The organism is Portibacter lacus (assembly GCF_021533215.1).
Taxonomy (GTDB): domain Bacteria; phylum Bacteroidota; class Bacteroidia; order Chitinophagales; family Saprospiraceae; genus Portibacter; species Portibacter lacus.
The window spans coordinates 369,431-385,077 of the sequence record NZ_JAJNKA010000002.1 but is presented as its reverse complement, the minus strand read 5'-3'; the positions used below and the strand labels follow the sequence as shown (position 1 = coordinate 385,077).

Here is a 15,647-nt window from a genome sequence, read left to right as displayed (position 1 = left end):
TCATGATATCATTAGACCAAGTGTCCAAAGTTTACCGGACTAAAACCATCGAAACAACTGCTTTAAATAATATCAATCTTGAAGTTCCTAAAGGGGAATTCTTAAGTATTATGGGACCTTCAGGGTGTGGAAAATCTACCCTGCTGAACATTATCGGCTTACTAGATGAGCCATCAGATGGCGCGGTTACTATTGCTGGAAAGCAAGTTCAGAAATATGCTTCGAAAGCCACTTCTCACTTCAGAAATGAAAAGCTTGGGTTTATTTTCCAAAGTTTTCACTTGATTCCTGACTTGAAAGTGATCGACAATGTAGAATTGCCTTTATTATATCGCAAACATGTTTCTGCAAAAGAAAGAAGACGCCTGAGTGAGGAAGCATTAGAATCTGTAGGGCTGAAGAATAGAATGAACCACTTTCCGAACCAACTTTCAGGTGGACAGAAACAACGTGTTGCTATTGCCCGAGCCATCGTAGGGAAACCAGAGATTATACTCGCCGATGAGCCGACAGGTAATCTGGATAGCGTGATGGGAAATGAAGTGATGGATATTTTACTTAACCTGAATAAAGAAGGAGGAACAACCATTGTTATGGTTACGCACGATGAGAATATGGCTCGAAGAACGCACCGATTAATGAGATTGTATGATGGAAGTCAGATTAAATAACCTAATAAACCAGAAACAATGTTAAAAAATTATATCATTCTTGCTTGGCGCGTTCTGGGTCGGAAAAAGTTTTTCACTTTCATAAGCTTGTTTGGAATCAGTTTTACCTTGGGTATTCTGATGGTCATTGTATCCTTTCTCCAGACGGAATTAGGCACGGACAAGCCGTGGACGAATAGAGATCGAATGGTTTCATTTGGTACCATAGAAATGAAAGCTATGGTTGCTGATACAACATTCTTGATTGATTCTATGCTAGTGGATGGAGCAATGAAATATGATACAACGAAATCGATCGGGGAATCAAGTAATTCCACGACGATAAGTTCAATAGGTGGACGGTTCCTAGAAAACTATTTTACGGACTTGAAGTACGCTGAAAATTATACTTTTTATATTCCTGGTGTATCCTATAATGCTTATGTGAATAACTCTAAAATTGTTCTTGACGCCTTTTATACTGATGCTCATTATTGGGAAATTTTTGATTTCGAATTCTTAGAAGGACAGGGTTATGATAAAGGGATGTATGAGCGAGCAGAGCCTATCGCAGTAATCACTGATCAACTTGCTGAAAAATATTTTGGTGAAATGAGCAACATTGTTGGTCGGGAGATAAAGATGGATGGAAAAAATCATAAAATAATCGGTGTGGTGAAGAAGCCAAGAAGCTCCATGATTGACGGAGATGTCTGGGCACCTACTACTTTACTTCCAGATTATTTAGGCCCAGTAGATCGCTATACTGGTGGTTACCGCGCCTATTTTCTAGCGAATTCTAAGTCCGACGTTACTAATCTTCAGGACGAAATTGAAAACAAAGAGAATGAAATTCCCATGGACGTTATCGAAGACTACAATAAGCTTTTACTTAAGGATAAAACAGGAACCATGTTTCAAGCCTTCTCAAGAAACCTAGTCCCGTTTAACGAACCGAAGAAAGCAGGTCGAATACTAAGTTGGATTCTTATTGGATTCATTTCATTATTTGTTCTACTGCCTACTTTGAATTTGATCAACTTAAATGTTAGCCGGATTATGGAGCGATCGTCTGAAATAGGCGTGAGAAAGGCATTCGGAGCGAGTAAGGGAAATATTTTAGGTCAATTTATTTTTGAGAATGTGGTGTTGACCATAATTGGTGGAACCATCGGACTTGGACTAGCTGTTGTGCTGATTTATTTTATTAATAGTGCCAATTTGTTAGAGTTTTTAAGATTGACCATTAATTACAAATTCTTCATTTATAGTTTTATTGTCGTCATCCTTTTCGGCGTCCTTTCAGGCTTTTTACCTGCCTACAGAATGTCGAAAATTCACATTGTTAATGCCTTAAAAAGTAACAAATTATGATCCGCCATATAATTAAATTGATCTGGAATAAGAAGGGTAACAATAGCTTATTGATCGTTGAGATATTTCTTTCATTTTTAGTCCTGTTTGCTGTATTGAGTTACGTAATTTATAATACAGACCGGCTGGAAGTTCCTACAGGATTTGATACGGAGAATCGATGGCTTGTATTTTTAGATCGAAATGATAAAGACATGGATTCTACTGCAAATGCGCAGATGAGAATTAATTTGAAAAATGATTTGCAATCACTAGAAAATGTAGAGGATGTTGCGTTTAGTAATCCGATAGCACCCTATAGTTATAATACTTGGTCATCTAGTTACGATGATTTGGGTTTCGAAATGAGAAGTAGGTTTTTGTATGCGGATATTAACTTTGAGAAAACCATGAATATAAATGTTACAGATGGTCGATGGTTTGATGAAACAGATAAAACAGCTACATATGAACCGATTATTGTGAATCAATTTTTTATTGATCAGTACTTTCCTGATAAGTCGATGATTGATTCTATCATACCTTTTGGTGGTGATAAAAAAATAATAGGGATAATAGATGATTATAGATATAATGGAGTTTTCGAAGAATTGCAGGAAACTTGCTTCTTTTATCAGCCCTATACCTCAGAGAACTCTGAGATTATTTACCTTAAAGTAGCTGAAAATACGCCGAAGTCTTTTGAAGAAGAAGTGAGTAAAATGGTAGAAAGCATTACGAAAAGTTCCAGTTTTGTTATACAAGATCTTAAAGCAATGGAGCGAAGAAATAATCGTCAGACATGGGTTCCGATGATTGCTTTACTTTCTATAAGTGGATTTCTATGTATTAATGTTGCACTTGGGTTATTCGGTGTTTTATGGTATAATATTAATAATCGGAGGTCTGAGATTGGCTTAAGGAGGGCTCTTGGTGCAAGTAGAGTAGGGATCGCTTCCCAATTTACAGGTGAAGTACTAATATTAACTTTACTAGCAGTTTTAGTTGGAGTTTTCTTCGCGGTTCAAGTACCTTTGCTGAAGTTGATAGATATTCCACCTAATATTTTTTATAGGTCAATGTTTTATTCCGCTTTAATTATTTTGACCATTGTAGTAATATGTGCTTTGTACCCAAGTGCTCAAGCATCTAAAATTCAGCCCGCTACAGCTTTACATGAAGATTAGTAAATTTGCCCCAGATGAGTAAGTATAAAATTCTTGTTATAGACGATGATCGAACCGTATGCCAGAGCCTTCAGTTTTTGCTGGGGAAGAAAGGATACGAGGTAGAAGTGGTTCATTATCCTACGGATGTACCGGAAAAGCTAGCTGCTTTTAACCCGCATGTGATTTTGTTGGATATGAATTTCACGATAGAAACAACGGGCCGTCAGGGACTTGCACTATTAAAGAAAATCCGAGAACAGAACCCAGCAGCATTGATTATTTTGATGACTGGCTGGGCAACTGTTCAGTTAGCGGTGGAAGGAATGAAGCTCGGTGCGAAAGATTTTATTGCCAAGCCCTGGGACAACAAGCAAATGATCAGTGCCATTGAATCGATCATTCATATTTATGATCCGAAAGTTTCAATAGGGAAATTAGAGGAAGACGAATATTCTATTATCGGGCAAGATGAAGCATTTCTGGAAGTGCTCGAAATGGCAGAACGAGTGGCACCCACTGAGGCCTCAGTTTTGATCCTTGGAGAAAGCGGAACAGGAAAGGAACTGCTTGCGGAAGCGATTCATAGAAAGAGTAAGAGAAGGGACAATGTTTTCGTTAAGGTCAATTTAGGTGGAATCTCTGGTTCCTTGTTTGAGTCTGAGATGTTTGGTCATAAAAAGGGTGCGTTCACAGGGGCGGCAGTGGATCGGGAAGGTAGATTTGCGAAAGCCCATAGTGGAACTATTTTTCTCGATGAAATCGGAGAATTGGAATTAGATCATCAGGTCAAACTACTCCGCGTATTGCAAGAGAAGTCCTTCGAAGTCTTAGGTTCTAGTCAGCCAGTTAAGTCTGATTTTAGAGTAATCAGCGCTACGAACAAGGACTTGCAAAATATGGTCTTCGATCGGTCTTTCAGGGAGGATTTGTTCTATAGAATAAACCTGATTACCTTATACATTCCATCGTTGAATCAGAGGAGATCTGACATTCCATCACTGGTTAAGCATTTTGCTGGAAAAATGTCACATCTTTACAATACGGAAGTGCCTATTTTCGAATCAGAAACAATGGATTGGTTGAGTGCGCAAAACTATCCAGGTAATATTCGAGAATTAAAAAATAAAGTTGAGCGTGCGATTCTTTTAAACTTTGATAAAAAGGTAATTTCGGTGAAAGATTTTAAGAATTTGGAGAAGAGTGGGCAAGGTTCGTCGATGATTAAAATTCCTGAAGTAGGACTGGTGAAGCTCGATGAAATGGAAGAACATATGATCAAGCAAGCGCTTGCTTTTCATGAAGACAACATCAGCAAGGCAGCTAGATCACTTGGAATTACGAGGAGTTCACTTTATCGGCGATTGGAAAAGTATAATATTCCACATGAGTCTCAGAATTAGATACATCATTTTAATAGTTTTATTGCATACTGTGATTACAGTGTTGATGTATGAATTATTTCAAGATGATAAGTGGATTTTTCTTTTCGGGGAATTGATGATTCTCATTTCACTTTATGTGAGTTTTAAGTTGCTCAGGACGATATTGCAACCCTTTCGACTCATCAAGTCTGGTAAAGACACCATGCTTGAAGAAGATTTTACAATCAAATTCAATCCTACCGGAACCAAGGAAATGGACGACCTGATCGTGGTCTATAATTCTATGATCGAACGATTGCGAAAGGAGAAAACCAGGACAGAAGAACAATCCTATTTTCTGGAAGATCTGATCGAAAATTCTCCACTAGGCATGTTGATTTTAGATTATGAGAAAGAGATAGTAATTGCGAATCGACAAGCAAAACAGTTTTTAGAGAGCGATGAGTTACTTGGATTGCGGATAGATGAAATATCAAGTCCGTTGGCTTTGGCAATTTCAGAAATGGCGTCTTTCGAGGAGAAAGTGATCGCAATAGATGGCCTTCGAAAATATAAATGCAAAGTGCACCAACTGGTTCATAAGGGTTTTCCTCGCCAGTTTGTAATGATAGAAGAGATGACTGGTGAATTGCTGCAGGCAGAGAAACAAGCTTATGGCAAGGTGATTAGAATGATGTCGCACGAGGTCAATAATTCCATGGGCGCGGTGAATTCGATATTGGAAAGTGTGAAAGAATATGGATTTCCAGAGGAAGAAGAGTCAGAATTAGAGAAGTATTTGGGAATTGCCATCGAACGAAATAAAGATCTTGGAAGATTCACTAATAATTTCGCAGAGTTTATCAGGTTGCCACAACCATTATTGTCGAAAATTGACATTAACCAACTGCTGAACAAGCAAGTGGATTATATGAATTTAAGTGCTCAGAAGCGAATGATAGCATTTGATATTCGGACCTTCCCAGAACCTATTATAATTTCAGCGGACAAGATCCAACTGGAGCAAGTGATAAGTAATATTCTCAAGAATGCTATAGAATCTATAGATTCAGATGGAATGATTAGGGTCACAACAAAGCCTGAAAAGCCACAATTGACGATTGCTGATAATGGAGCGGGAATTAGTGAAGATGTAGCCGAGCATATCTTCTCACCCTTTTTCTCAACGAAGCCTACAGGTCAAGGTATCGGACTGATGTTGATCAGAGATATTCTGAATAATCATAAAGCGGAGTATAGATTGTATACAGATGATGATGGTTGGACGAAGTTCGAAATTGGATTTTAGAACTTTAGTTCATCTATCTCTAGAAACAAAAAAATCCTTGAGCTTCAGCTGGAGAATTTCGACACTATCCTCCATACGACCTTGGGATTTAGCCCGAGATATTAAAGCTAAGTGGAACAGTATTTTACTTCATAATAGCTTCGCAGTCCTAGCTTTTCCGCATGTGCAAGACACGGCTTACGAGTCTATTATGATATCTTAATTTTATTAAGGGAAATAGAATTCTTTTTCTATGTCTTATTAGCCTAAAAGCAAAAAACAAAAAACTTTCCTTAAAGAAGTCCCTTGATAATATCTTCCTCTGAAATACCTTCCGCTTCAGCTTTGTAGTTTCTCACGATTCTATGTCTTAATACATAATTTGCGATCGCTTGAATATCTGAAATGTCTGGAGAATATTTTCCATTAATAGCAGCATGACATTTAGCTCCAAGTACTAAGTACTGAGATGCTCGAGGTCCTGCACCCCATGAAATGTAATTGTTAACTTCTGCTGTTGCTCTTGGTCCACCAGGTCTCGTTTTTCCTACTAAGCCTACCGCATATTCTAGTACATTATCTGTAATAGGTATCTTTCTGATCAAATTCTGGAAGAAGATAATTTCCTCAGAAGTGACAATGTTTTTTAAGTTGATATTCTGATTAGAAGTTGTAGATTTTACGACTTGAAGTTCTTCTTCATAAGAAGGATAATCAAGTGGAATATTAAACATAAATCTATCCAGTTGTGCTTCTGGCAATGGGTATGTTCCTTCTTGTTCTATTGGATTCTGTGTTGCAAGTACGAAAAACGGCTTCGGCAATAAGTGCCTAACTCCACCCACCGTCACAGATCTTTCTTGCATGGCCTCTAGCAGGGCAGCTTGCGTTTTCGGAGGTGTTCTGTTAATCTCATCCGCAAGAACGATGTTCGAAAATAATGGTCCGTGATTAAATTTGAATTTTCTATCATCACCCAGCACTTCAGATCCCGTAATATCAGAAGGCATTAAATCTGGCGTAAACTGAATACGCTTGAATTCTAACTCTAACACTTCAGCAATCGTACTTACTAAAAGTGTTTTCGCTAATCCTGGTACACCGACTAGCAAACTATGTCCATTACTAAACAATGAAATGATCACAGCTTTCACTACTTCTTTCTGCCCAATAATCACCTTCCCTATTTCATCAGTTAATTTACCATATGACTGTTTCAAGTGGTCTACTGCCTCTACTTCCGACTTAAATTCTAATGCCATTTTTACGTTTTGATTCTTGAATGAGTTCTTTTAACGAGCTAAATCCCGAAAATGTTTCGCAATATATGCTTATCCATTGACATACTAAAAACATTCCCACTCCCAATCGGCAATTTCATAACTTCCATCGACGAATGAAAAATGCCACCACTCGGTTCTTATGCCTTTGAAACCATATTTTACCATTAAATCTTTCAATAATTTTCGATTTTTAAGAACATTTGCAGGCAGGTCAAAATTATCTGTATGCGCTTCCTTCCCGAAGAAATCATATTCCGTTCCCATATCCAGATAATTTCCATCCGCATCCATAATACTAAGATCTACCGCTGCTCCTCGATTATGCATAGAGCCTTTATGAGGTGGGGTTACATAACTAGCATTCGGAACCTTATCCCATAGTTTTTGCTGGACAGGTTTCGGTCGATAGCAATCGAAAAGCACTAGTTTATGGTCAATTTGCGCTAAGGATTTAGCAACTTTTTTTAGAGCTTCGCCAGCTTCTTCTCGGAGGTAGCACTTCCCACATTCATACATTTGCTCTTTCACAAAATTGTTTTTCGTCGCATATCGAATGTCTAGATGTTGCATATTATTTTCAGGAAATTCGATCCACCCTGGATATTCAAGCTCTTTACTTTCTTCTTCTAGGTCAATGTTTTCGCTTACTTCCGGTTTGACAGCTTCATTAGGAATTGTTACAGCAGGACTTGATTGTTTGCATGAAATTATGATGATTAAGTAAAGGAGGGGGAGTATATATTTCATTGTTTTTTTATTGTTATGTTAAGTCTTGAGTCTTGAGTCTTGAGTCTGAAGTCTGAAGTCCGAAGTCTGAAGTCAGAAGTCTGGAATCTAAAGACGAAAGTTAATTTTTTTTGTTTGTAACACTTTCTACATTTTTTACACTAATAAAGGTAAATATTAATAAAATGGGAAAGTACAATGAACTTATAGCTTATCAAAATGCATACAAACTTGCGATGAGGATTTTTGAATTGTCTAAAAAATTTCCAAGAGAAGAGATTTACTCCTTGACTGATCAGATTCGAAGATCTTCAAGGTCAGTATGTGCAAATCTAGCTGAGAGCTATAGTGATACCATTTCTGCTTCAATATGTCGCATATATTTATGTTTTATGGCCAGTATTCTTCGTTGAAAATACTCGCAATAGCTATGGCTATTACTGCGCTTTTCGCCTTAAATACTAGCCATTAATTCATAAATATTTATACAACACACTAAAACAGAAGTGGTATAAAGAAGATACCCAAAACACTTTATAGCTAAACTTAGTGATTCTGCAATGGAAAATACTGAAACCCAGTCATGGTTAGATTTTGCATTTGGATGTAAGTATATTGATAAAGATGACTTCCTCCTACTTAAGAAACAAAGCGAAGAGGTCGGTATTATCTTAAAATATATGATGAGTAACCCGAAGAAGTTTTCTTAGTCGCTTTGTGTGAGTCGTGAGTATTGAGTCTGAAGTCCAGAGTCCTGAGTCGTTAGTCTTGAGTCTAAAGTCTTGACTTCAGACTTCGGACTTCTTTCGACTCCCTGACTTCGGACTTCCGACTTTGGGCTTCTTCCCGACTCCTGACTTCCCGACTCTTGACTTGAAAAAACGAGCTTAGCGAGTTTTCTCCAAAAACTCCTCCTCGCTCCAGATCGCAACCGTACCTAAAGCCTCCGCTTTCTTCAACTTCGATCCCGCTTTTTCACCGACTACTAATATATCCAGGTTAGAACTTACCGCACTGATATTTTTCGCACCAGCCTCTTCTGCCATTAACTGAGCTTCCTTCCGATTCATTAACTGTAATGCTCCAGTAAATAAAATGGTCTTGCCAGCCAATGGAGCATCCTCTTTGATTTCGCGAGGCTTGTCCTCTTCTGTTTGATGCAGATTGACTCCATAAGATTCCATTCGTTCCAGCATGTTAACATTGACCTCGTCAGAAAAGAAAGCAGTAAGATTTTCAGCAACTACAGGTCCAATATCTTTAATATTGGTCAATTCTTCCACTGTCCATGTCTTTAGATTCATTACATGAGCGATATGCTCTGCAATAACTTTAGAAGCTTTTCGTCCAAGGTGGTGAATCGCTAAACTATTTAATAACCTATGAATAGGGTTGCTTTTTGCTTTTTCAACAGCTGCTTTCAATTTTTGCGCAGATCGCTCACCGAAACCTTCTAGCTCAGCAATCGCCTCATAATCCAGATTGTAAATGTCTGAGACATCCTTTAACCATCCAAGTTCATGAAAGCGCTCCACATATGAGGCCCCGAAACCATCTATATTCATGGCATCTTTCGAGACGTGGTGAATCATTCGTTGGATTACTTGAGCTTCGCATGAAAAATTAACACATCTCCAAGCCGCCTCATCCTCGATTCGAACCAAGGGATGCTGGCAAACTGGACAATGAGTTGGATAAATCACCTTTTTTTCACTGCCATCTCGTAATTCGGGAAACGACTTTACGATATATGGAATAACATCTCCAGCTCTTTCAACTAGAACCGTGTCACCTATTCGAAGATCTTTGGAGCTTATAAAATCTGCATTATGAAGAGAAATGGAGGAAACGGTCACTCCAGCTAATGCAACAGGTGTAATTTTAGCAACAGGGGTAACAGCCCCGATTTTTCCCACTTGATATTCTACACGTTCTAGTTTCGAAGTGGCTTGCTTCGCTTTGAATTTATAGGCAATTGCCCATCGTGGATGATGCTGTGTATAACCACATTTCTCTTGAAGTTCGAAGCTATTCACCTTGACGACCATTCCATCGATTTCATAGGGATACTCCTCCCGAACTTCCTGCCAATGCGCACAGAAAGCGATTGCCTCATCAATATTTTTGCATAATTTTCTTTCCGCTTGAGGTATTTTGAATCCCAGAGAAGTGAGTTTGTCCAGGCTATTCATATGCGTGCCGAGTTCAGGAATCATGTCCCTCCCTTCTTTATTTATGGCATAGCCAATTTGAAAAATAAAAGTTTCGATTTTTCGATCAGCTGTCTGGTTCGCATCTTTAGTCCTTAATCCGCCTGTTGCTGCATTTCTAGGATTGGCAAATATAGATTCGCCTAATTCTTCTCGGTCTTTGTTTAACTGTAAGAATATATCTTTTCTAATTAAGGATTCTCCTCTGAGTTCAGCTTTCTGGATGCCTAACTTCGAAAAGGCCGCTCTTAACGGCAAAGTTGACATTGCTTTCGCATTAGCAGTCATTTCTTCACCTTCTTGGCCATTTCCTCTCGTTGCGGCTCTGGTCAATAAATCATTTTCATAAACGATAGCGATGCTGCCGCCATCAAACTTTGGTTCGACCGTATATTCGATGGAATCTTCTTCTGATAACCCAGTCAATTTTCGAACTTGTCTATCAAAATCGATTAAATCTTCAGCATTGTATGAATTCCCTAGAGAAAGCATAGGAACAAGGTGAGTTACTTTCGGGAAGTCTGATTTTAGATCAGTGGAAACACGCTGTGTAGGGCTGTCTGGTCTTACTAATAACGGATTTGCAGCCTCTATTTTCTCTAAAGATTTATATAAGGTATCGTATTCGAAATCAGAGATCAAGGGATTGTTTTGGATCGAATAATTCCATTCGTGAAAGTGAAGCACTTGAATTAAAGAATCCAGTTGGTCTACTCCAGGCTCTTTTTTGAGCAGTTCTTGAGTAAGGTTAAATAAGGCTTTTTTTTCTGCGTCCGAATACATGTAAATCTATTTTGCGGGAAAATTAAGAAATACTTATGAGATAGCTTACTTCGGAGGGCTTGCAATTCGGAAAACCTAAAAACTACGTGAAGAATGGATAAGGAATTTTATCAGGAGCCATATGGATTATCAGCTTAGAATTAAAAATTTAGCAGGACTAGCAGAGCTAATTCAAGAGATTTTTAAGATAAGATGATGATTCAGAAGGCTTTTGGCTAATGACATTTTAAGTCCATCTATATCGTTAATTTTCATTCTAGCTTCCCATCCTTCAGATTAACTGCTGGTTCTCTCACTGTAACGCCTCCAGCGTTATTGCTTCCCAACATTCGTTCATACTAAACCGAATAATGAACTACCGAGTAATTCTTCTGGAGGAAGAATCGGTAGTGAACGGCGAGCATATCTCGCCGGTGGGCTGGTCGTATATGAATTTATAAGTGCCATCTGATTTTATTTCTTTATCCATTTTTCACGTTAAAAGCTATAGGCTTCAACTTTTCCGACAATACCTCTGAAAAAGTCTTCTACTTTTCTCATTTCTAATTCCATATTGTCAGAAACATAGAATGGCTCACTAAAGATTATTTGCTTGTTTTTGTAATCTAGGCCGATCATCTGAACAGGAACATTTGCTTTACGGGCGATATAATAAAACCCAGTTTTTAATTTATATACCTTTTTTCTAGTTCCTTCTACGGCAAGGCAAAAATTAAAATCATCTCGGTTTTCATATATTTCGGCAACTCCATCTACAAAATTATTGTTTTTAGTTCGATCTACTGGAACACCACCTACCGCTCTAAAAAACCAACCGAAAGGTGGCTTGAAAAGGGTCGCTTTTCCTACGAATTGAATTTTTGTACGAAGGACATTTCTGGTGAGAATACCTAGTGGTAGATCCCATGCAGAGGTGTGTGGAGCAGCAATTAACACCTTTTTAGGGATGTCAAACGCATAATTTCCTTTGATCTTGAAACCCCAAACTTTACAAAGCAGGAATTTTGAAATGGCTGAACTAATTTTTCCCATGATTGTAAAGCTAGTTTATTTTCATGTAAAGAGGTATCCGTTTTTAGTTTTTTGTTTTTCGCTAATAGAGTCGTGAGTCTTGAGTCTGAAGTCCAAAGTCTTGTAGTCGTGAAGTCTTGAGTCGTGAAGTCGTGAGGTTGTGCAGTCCTGAGTCTGAAGTCTGAAGTCCTAAGTCTTGTAGTCTTAAGTTCTAAGTCCTAGGTCGTGAAGTCCAAAGTCGAAAGTCCTTAAGTCCTAAGTCTTGGAGTCGAATGTCTCATTTTAACAGAAAAAGTTAATCTTCATTAAACCTTTGTATCTTAACGTTGTCCAATACATGCAACCGATAGTCATTCATGCAGAACGAAGAGTTGATTATTAAAAATATTCAGAAAGGAATTGATGTCGAGAAAGGCTTTCGAACGCTAGTGACTTTGTATAAAGAAAGAATTTACTGGCACATAAGAGGGATTGTGAAGACGCATGAAGATGCGGCGGATGTAATGCAGAATACATTTTTGAAAGCGTATAAAAACATTGGAACTTTTAAGTCGGATTCTAAATTTTATACATGGATGTACCGAATTGCTACGAATGAAAGTTTGAACCATTTGCAGAAACAAAAGAAGTATAAAAGTGAGGAAGCAGAACATGAAGTATTGAGCTTAGAAGCAGATACTTATTTTGATGGTGATGAAGCGCAAATGATTTTACAAAAAGCTTTAGAAAGCTTACCAGATAAACAGAGAATTGTATTTAATATGAAATATTTTGATGACATGTCGTATAATGATATTTCTGAAGTTTTAGGAACTTCAGTAGGTGGTCTGAAAGCCTCATTTCATCATGCTAAAAATAAAATTGAAGCATTTGTAAAACAGCAAAGCTTATGATAAACAAGAATAATGATCCTAGAAAAGGAATGAAAGTTCCTGAAGGCTTTTTCGATTCTTTCGAAGATGACCTTATGGCTCAGATAGGAAGTCAAGCAAAAGTGATTCCTTTCTGGTCAAAATACAAATTGAATGCAATAGCCGCAGTTTTTATGTTAGCCATTGCAGCTGTTTTTATTCTTAAGTTGAACCAAGATCAAGCTGATTATCAGTTTGCGGAATTGACCTTAGAAGACAATTGGGATTACCTATTAGAAAATCCTGACGAATTAAGTATTGATGAACTCTCACAATTCGACGGTGCAGAGCAAGCCATTAATGAAATAGAATTAGAACTTTATAGTGCCATTGCAAGTGAGGAATGGCTCGACGATATCGATCTTGATATGTTAGAAAATTTAGACAAATGAGAAAGTACATTATAACCTTAGCAATAATAACGATTACGACTGCTGCCATTTTTGGTCAGGAAAATAAAGAAGATAAATATGAGCAAATGAGAGCTTTGCAAGTTGCTTTTGTAACAGAGAAGCTTAGTCTCACACCAGCCGAATCACAGAAGTTTTGGCCGATTCAGAACGCTTATAAAGATAAAGAGCGAGCGTTAAAAGATAAGTTCAGACAAGGTTCTAATGAATCAGAATTGTCAGATAAGGAAGCATTGGTTTTGTTAGAAAATAGATTGAGTATCGAGGAAGAGATGTTAGCGTTAAAGCGTGAATATATAGAAGATTTAAAACCCATTCTCACACCAAAAAGAGTAGTGAAACTATTTTCGATTGAACATGAATTCAAGCGTAAAATGTTAAAAGGCTTGAGAGACAAGAGAAAAAAATAATTTTAAAACCTTTGATTTTCTCGTTGAAATTTTTCCTTAACGATTTGCTGAAGAGAAAGTCCTCTTATCTTACTGTTAATCCATAAGGTAATGTCAAGATATAAAAAGGCGCGCTTCTCATATGGCGCGTCTTTGATCATGATAAGCTCTCTATGAAAATCATTCATAGCAGCACGACGATCTCCTAGGGGCAGTTTTACTATATTCTTAAAGAAGTCTAAACTCTTGGTGAGAAGCATGTCTTTCTGTTCGATCTTATTCACATACTTCCGAACATTCCGAACTAAGTAATCAATTATTTCATAATTCTCTTCATCGAAATGAGCCATTAAAAACATGATTCTAGAATAAGCTTGTATATCTGATCTTAGATTAGATTTGTTGTCTGCATTGATGATTTTATTCAGGTAATCAATAGCTTTCCCTGGATTCCCATTTCCTAAATGCATCCAAGCAATCTTGTAGTAAAAAACTAGAATTCTGTGGTAATCTAATTTCTCTCGATATCTAGCAATTCTCTTTAAAGTACTTGGGATAATTTTCACACCTTCATCAAATGAACCTTCCAAGAAGTGCTTATTAAGCCTAGCCATGTGAACATATAGGAAAGAAATAATCTGCGATGTAGAATTGAACTTACTGTATTTTGTTTTTCTAAATTTTTCTAACTCTTTAAGGTGGATGATGAAGTTATCATAATCATTAATGTTAAATGTCGAAGTCAATAAATAATGATATGCTCGCATATAATTATCTGGATCTCGATCAATCATGATCGGATCTTTTGTTAAGGCATTGATCCATTTTAAAGCAAATGTATAACATCGATCAAAATCCAATAAGATATAATTATACCATACCAGTGATTGGTATAGGAAAATTTGTTCCCGAAAACTCATTTCCTCATAGTCTAACTGAGGTAAGTTTTCTTCTAAGAAGAGTGAAATTCTATCGTACTCCTCTTTCGATTTAACATGTCCTCCTTCTATATAAAAAGAATGAAGGTTCATCCTAATGTTAGAAAGCTTAATCTCATTAGATAAAGTATTTATTATAGTATTGGCTTCGTCTGTGAGCTGAAGATTTTTAGCAGGACCTGTTCTGGTAATGTGCCTTGATTCAATAATCTTTTCAAACTCAATAATCTCCAAAATCAAGATTTCATTGCTCACTTTATATGCCATATTCTTGGCTCTTTGGAGAATTTTCAGAGATTGGAGATAAAGACCCTTATCATATAGGATTTGGGAAAAATCAATGTGTTCTCGGATCTCAATGTGAATTTTTCTATTGATGTGGATGAGTCGCAAACTCGTCATTATTTGCTTGTAAAGGTGTCGTTTTACATTTGAGAATTGGGACTTCGCAAGATTATCAACTTTTTTAATAATTAGCTTCTCATCAAACTTGTCCATTTTGTCTATAACATCAAAAAGCTGCAAAAATTTAAGGTCATCACTGTCTTGAACACGCTTTGCATAAAGAGTGAAATTTCGCTTTTCGGCTTTGGTTAATGACTTTATCAATTTAAATAACTGATCAGATTGTGATATTGGCATAACAGAATGCTAAAATTTAAAACATTGATAATCAATAAAATATGTTGTTTAAAGCTAATGTAGGCATTACAAATGGAGAAAAAAAGAACGATTGTGATGGAATACGATCTTTTATCATTGTAACATCATTGCAATGTCAAATTAACTCGAAACACTTTTACAAAGTAAACAAAACAAAACTAATGAAGAAAATAGAAGCAATTATCAGATCATCAAAATTTGATGACGTAAAAGATGCACTTGCAGCAATTCATGTTGACTTTTTCACTTTTATGGAAGTAAAGGGATTTGGAAAACAAAAAGGTGAGCAAGTCGTATATCGAGGAGCAGTCTATGATGTGGGATATATCGCGAGAATGAAGCTTGATATTTATTCAAAGGATGATGATTGTGAAGAAATTGTGAATATTATCATGGACTCAGCCAAAACTGGTGAAATAGGAGATGGAAAAGTTATAGTGACTGATATCTCTGAAATGTGGAGTGTGAGACTTGGAACTAAAAACGAATCAGCTTTATAAAC

Annotated in this window: 15 protein-coding genes and 1 pseudogene; 11 read left to right on the top strand and 5 right to left on the bottom strand. The window is 37.1% G+C overall.

Annotated features, from left to right (window positions below; translation table 11 throughout):
• Positions 1-2 precede the first annotated feature (2 nt).
• Genes L2586_RS04075 through L2586_RS04055 form a run of 5 tightly spaced genes read left to right on the top strand, consistent with a single transcriptional unit; the run spans position 3 to position 5,842 of the window.
• On the top strand, positions 3-671 hold the full coding sequence (locus L2586_RS04075) for an ABC transporter ATP-binding protein (protein ID WP_235291512.1): 669 nt from the start codon (positions 3-5) through the stop codon (positions 669-671).
• A gap of 18 nt (positions 672-689) precedes the next feature.
• Positions 690-2,024, top strand: coding sequence for an ABC transporter permease (locus L2586_RS04070; RefSeq protein WP_235291511.1), 1,335 nt, complete (start codon positions 690-692; stop codon positions 2,022-2,024).
• Complete coding sequence (locus tag L2586_RS04065; RefSeq protein WP_235291510.1) at positions 2,021-3,190, top strand: ABC transporter permease; 1,170 nt, start codon at positions 2,021-2,023, stop codon at positions 3,188-3,190. The genes L2586_RS04070 and L2586_RS04065 overlap by 4 nt, the downstream gene beginning before the upstream one ends.
• Before the next feature lie 14 nt (positions 3,191-3,204).
• On the top strand, positions 3,205-4,572 hold the full coding sequence (locus L2586_RS04060; RefSeq protein WP_235291509.1) for a sigma-54-dependent transcriptional regulator: 1,368 nt from the start codon (positions 3,205-3,207) through the stop codon (positions 4,570-4,572).
• Positions 4,556-5,842 (top strand): sensor histidine kinase, encoded by a 1,287-nt coding sequence (locus tag L2586_RS04055; RefSeq protein WP_235291508.1) that lies wholly within the window; start codon positions 4,556-4,558, stop codon positions 5,840-5,842. Before L2586_RS04060 ends, L2586_RS04055 begins: the two co-directional genes overlap by 17 nt.
• A gap of 272 nt (positions 5,843-6,114) precedes the next feature.
• Here L2586_RS04055 and L2586_RS04050 read toward each other — a convergent pair whose 3' ends face one another.
• Together L2586_RS04050 and L2586_RS04045 are read right to left on the bottom strand one after the other, a co-directional pair.
• Positions 6,115-7,083, bottom strand: a complete 969-nt coding sequence (locus L2586_RS04050; RefSeq protein ID WP_235291507.1) for an AAA family ATPase — start codon at positions 7,081-7,083, stop codon at positions 6,115-6,117.
• An 84-nt stretch (positions 7,084-7,167) separates the two neighbouring features.
• Positions 7,168-7,851: a M15 family metallopeptidase gene (locus tag L2586_RS04045; protein WP_235291506.1), complete on the bottom strand. Its 684-nt coding sequence runs from the start codon at positions 7,849-7,851 to the stop codon at positions 7,168-7,170.
• 164 nt (positions 7,852-8,015) lie between these two features.
• Between L2586_RS04045 and L2586_RS04040 the strand changes: the two are divergent.
• Positions 8,016-8,177, top strand: a pseudogene (locus L2586_RS04040) (four helix bundle protein); the annotation flags it as partial.
• Positions 8,178-8,390: 213 nt separating this feature from the next.
• Positions 8,391-8,540, top strand: a complete 150-nt coding sequence (locus L2586_RS04035) for a four helix bundle protein (RefSeq protein ID WP_235291505.1) — start codon at positions 8,391-8,393, stop codon at positions 8,538-8,540.
• Between the two features lie 177 nt (positions 8,541-8,717).
• Here the strand turns inward: L2586_RS04035 and ligA are convergent, their stop codons facing one another.
• Together ligA and L2586_RS04025 are read right to left on the bottom strand one after the other, a co-directional pair.
• The gene (gene ligA / locus L2586_RS04030; protein WP_235291504.1) at positions 8,718-10,823 is read right to left on the bottom strand and encodes an NAD-dependent DNA ligase LigA; all 2,106 of its coding nucleotides are present in this window, start codon (positions 10,821-10,823) and stop codon (positions 8,718-8,720) included.
• 477 nt (positions 10,824-11,300) lie between these two features.
• Positions 11,301-11,855, bottom strand: coding sequence for a 1-acyl-sn-glycerol-3-phosphate acyltransferase (locus L2586_RS04025; protein WP_235291503.1), 555 nt, complete (start codon positions 11,853-11,855; stop codon positions 11,301-11,303).
• Positions 11,856-12,190: 335 nt separating this feature from the next.
• Here L2586_RS04025 and L2586_RS04020 point away from each other — a divergent pair, with 335 nt between their 5' ends.
• From L2586_RS04020 to L2586_RS04010, 3 genes are read left to right on the top strand one after another with little or no spacing between them, the layout of a single operon-like run.
• Positions 12,191-12,727 (top strand): RNA polymerase sigma factor, encoded by a 537-nt coding sequence (locus L2586_RS04020; RefSeq protein WP_235291502.1) that lies wholly within the window; start codon positions 12,191-12,193, stop codon positions 12,725-12,727.
• A complete protein-coding gene (locus tag L2586_RS04015; protein WP_235291501.1) occupies positions 12,724-13,137 on the top strand; it encodes a hypothetical protein in 414 nt (137 codons plus the stop codon). The genes L2586_RS04020 and L2586_RS04015 overlap by 4 nt, the downstream gene beginning before the upstream one ends.
• Positions 13,134-13,565: a hypothetical protein gene (locus L2586_RS04010; RefSeq protein ID WP_235291500.1), complete on the top strand. Its 432-nt coding sequence runs from the start codon at positions 13,134-13,136 to the stop codon at positions 13,563-13,565. Before L2586_RS04015 ends, L2586_RS04010 begins: the two co-directional genes overlap by 4 nt.
• Before the next feature lie 2 nt (positions 13,566-13,567).
• On the opposite strand, the gene L2586_RS04005 is transcribed toward L2586_RS04010, so the two are convergent.
• Positions 13,568-15,124, bottom strand: coding sequence for a hypothetical protein (locus L2586_RS04005; protein WP_235291499.1), 1,557 nt, complete (start codon positions 15,122-15,124; stop codon positions 13,568-13,570).
• A 182-nt stretch (positions 15,125-15,306) separates the two neighbouring features.
• Here L2586_RS04005 and L2586_RS04000 point away from each other — a divergent pair, with 182 nt between their 5' ends.
• A complete protein-coding gene (locus tag L2586_RS04000; RefSeq protein WP_235291498.1) occupies positions 15,307-15,645 on the top strand; it encodes a P-II family nitrogen regulator in 339 nt (112 codons plus the stop codon).
• The last annotated feature ends 2 nt before the right edge of the window (positions 15,646-15,647 follow it).

Coding starts and splice junctions, on each gene's coding strand:
- L2586_RS04075 (WP_235291512.1), top strand. CDS start 3: ATGATATCATTAGACCAAGTGTCCAAAGTTTACCGGACTAAAACCATC.
- L2586_RS04070 (WP_235291511.1), top strand. CDS start 690: ATGTTAAAAAATTATATCATTCTTGCTTGGCGCGTTCTGGGTCGGAAA.
- L2586_RS04065 (WP_235291510.1), top strand. CDS start 2,021: ATGATCCGCCATATAATTAAATTGATCTGGAATAAGAAGGGTAACAAT.
- L2586_RS04060 (WP_235291509.1), top strand. CDS start 3,205: ATGAGTAAGTATAAAATTCTTGTTATAGACGATGATCGAACCGTATGC.
- L2586_RS04055 (WP_235291508.1), top strand. CDS start 4,556: ATGAGTCTCAGAATTAGATACATCATTTTAATAGTTTTATTGCATACT.
- L2586_RS04050 (WP_235291507.1), bottom strand. CDS start 7,083: ATGGCATTAGAATTTAAGTCGGAAGTAGAGGCAGTAGACCACTTGAAA.
- L2586_RS04045 (WP_235291506.1), bottom strand. CDS start 7,851: ATGAAATATATACTCCCCCTCCTTTACTTAATCATCATAATTTCATGC.
- L2586_RS04035 (WP_235291505.1), top strand. CDS start 8,391: ATGGAAAATACTGAAACCCAGTCATGGTTAGATTTTGCATTTGGATGT.
- ligA (WP_235291504.1), bottom strand. CDS start 10,823: ATGTATTCGGACGCAGAAAAAAAAGCCTTATTTAACCTTACTCAAGAA.
- L2586_RS04025 (WP_235291503.1), bottom strand. CDS start 11,855: ATGGGAAAAATTAGTTCAGCCATTTCAAAATTCCTGCTTTGTAAAGTT.
- L2586_RS04020 (WP_235291502.1), top strand. CDS start 12,191: ATGCAGAACGAAGAGTTGATTATTAAAAATATTCAGAAAGGAATTGAT.
- L2586_RS04015 (WP_235291501.1), top strand. CDS start 12,724: ATGATAAACAAGAATAATGATCCTAGAAAAGGAATGAAAGTTCCTGAA.
- L2586_RS04010 (WP_235291500.1), top strand. CDS start 13,134: ATGAGAAAGTACATTATAACCTTAGCAATAATAACGATTACGACTGCT.
- L2586_RS04005 (WP_235291499.1), bottom strand. CDS start 15,124: ATGCCAATATCACAATCTGATCAGTTATTTAAATTGATAAAGTCATTA.
- L2586_RS04000 (WP_235291498.1), top strand. CDS start 15,307: ATGAAGAAAATAGAAGCAATTATCAGATCATCAAAATTTGATGACGTA.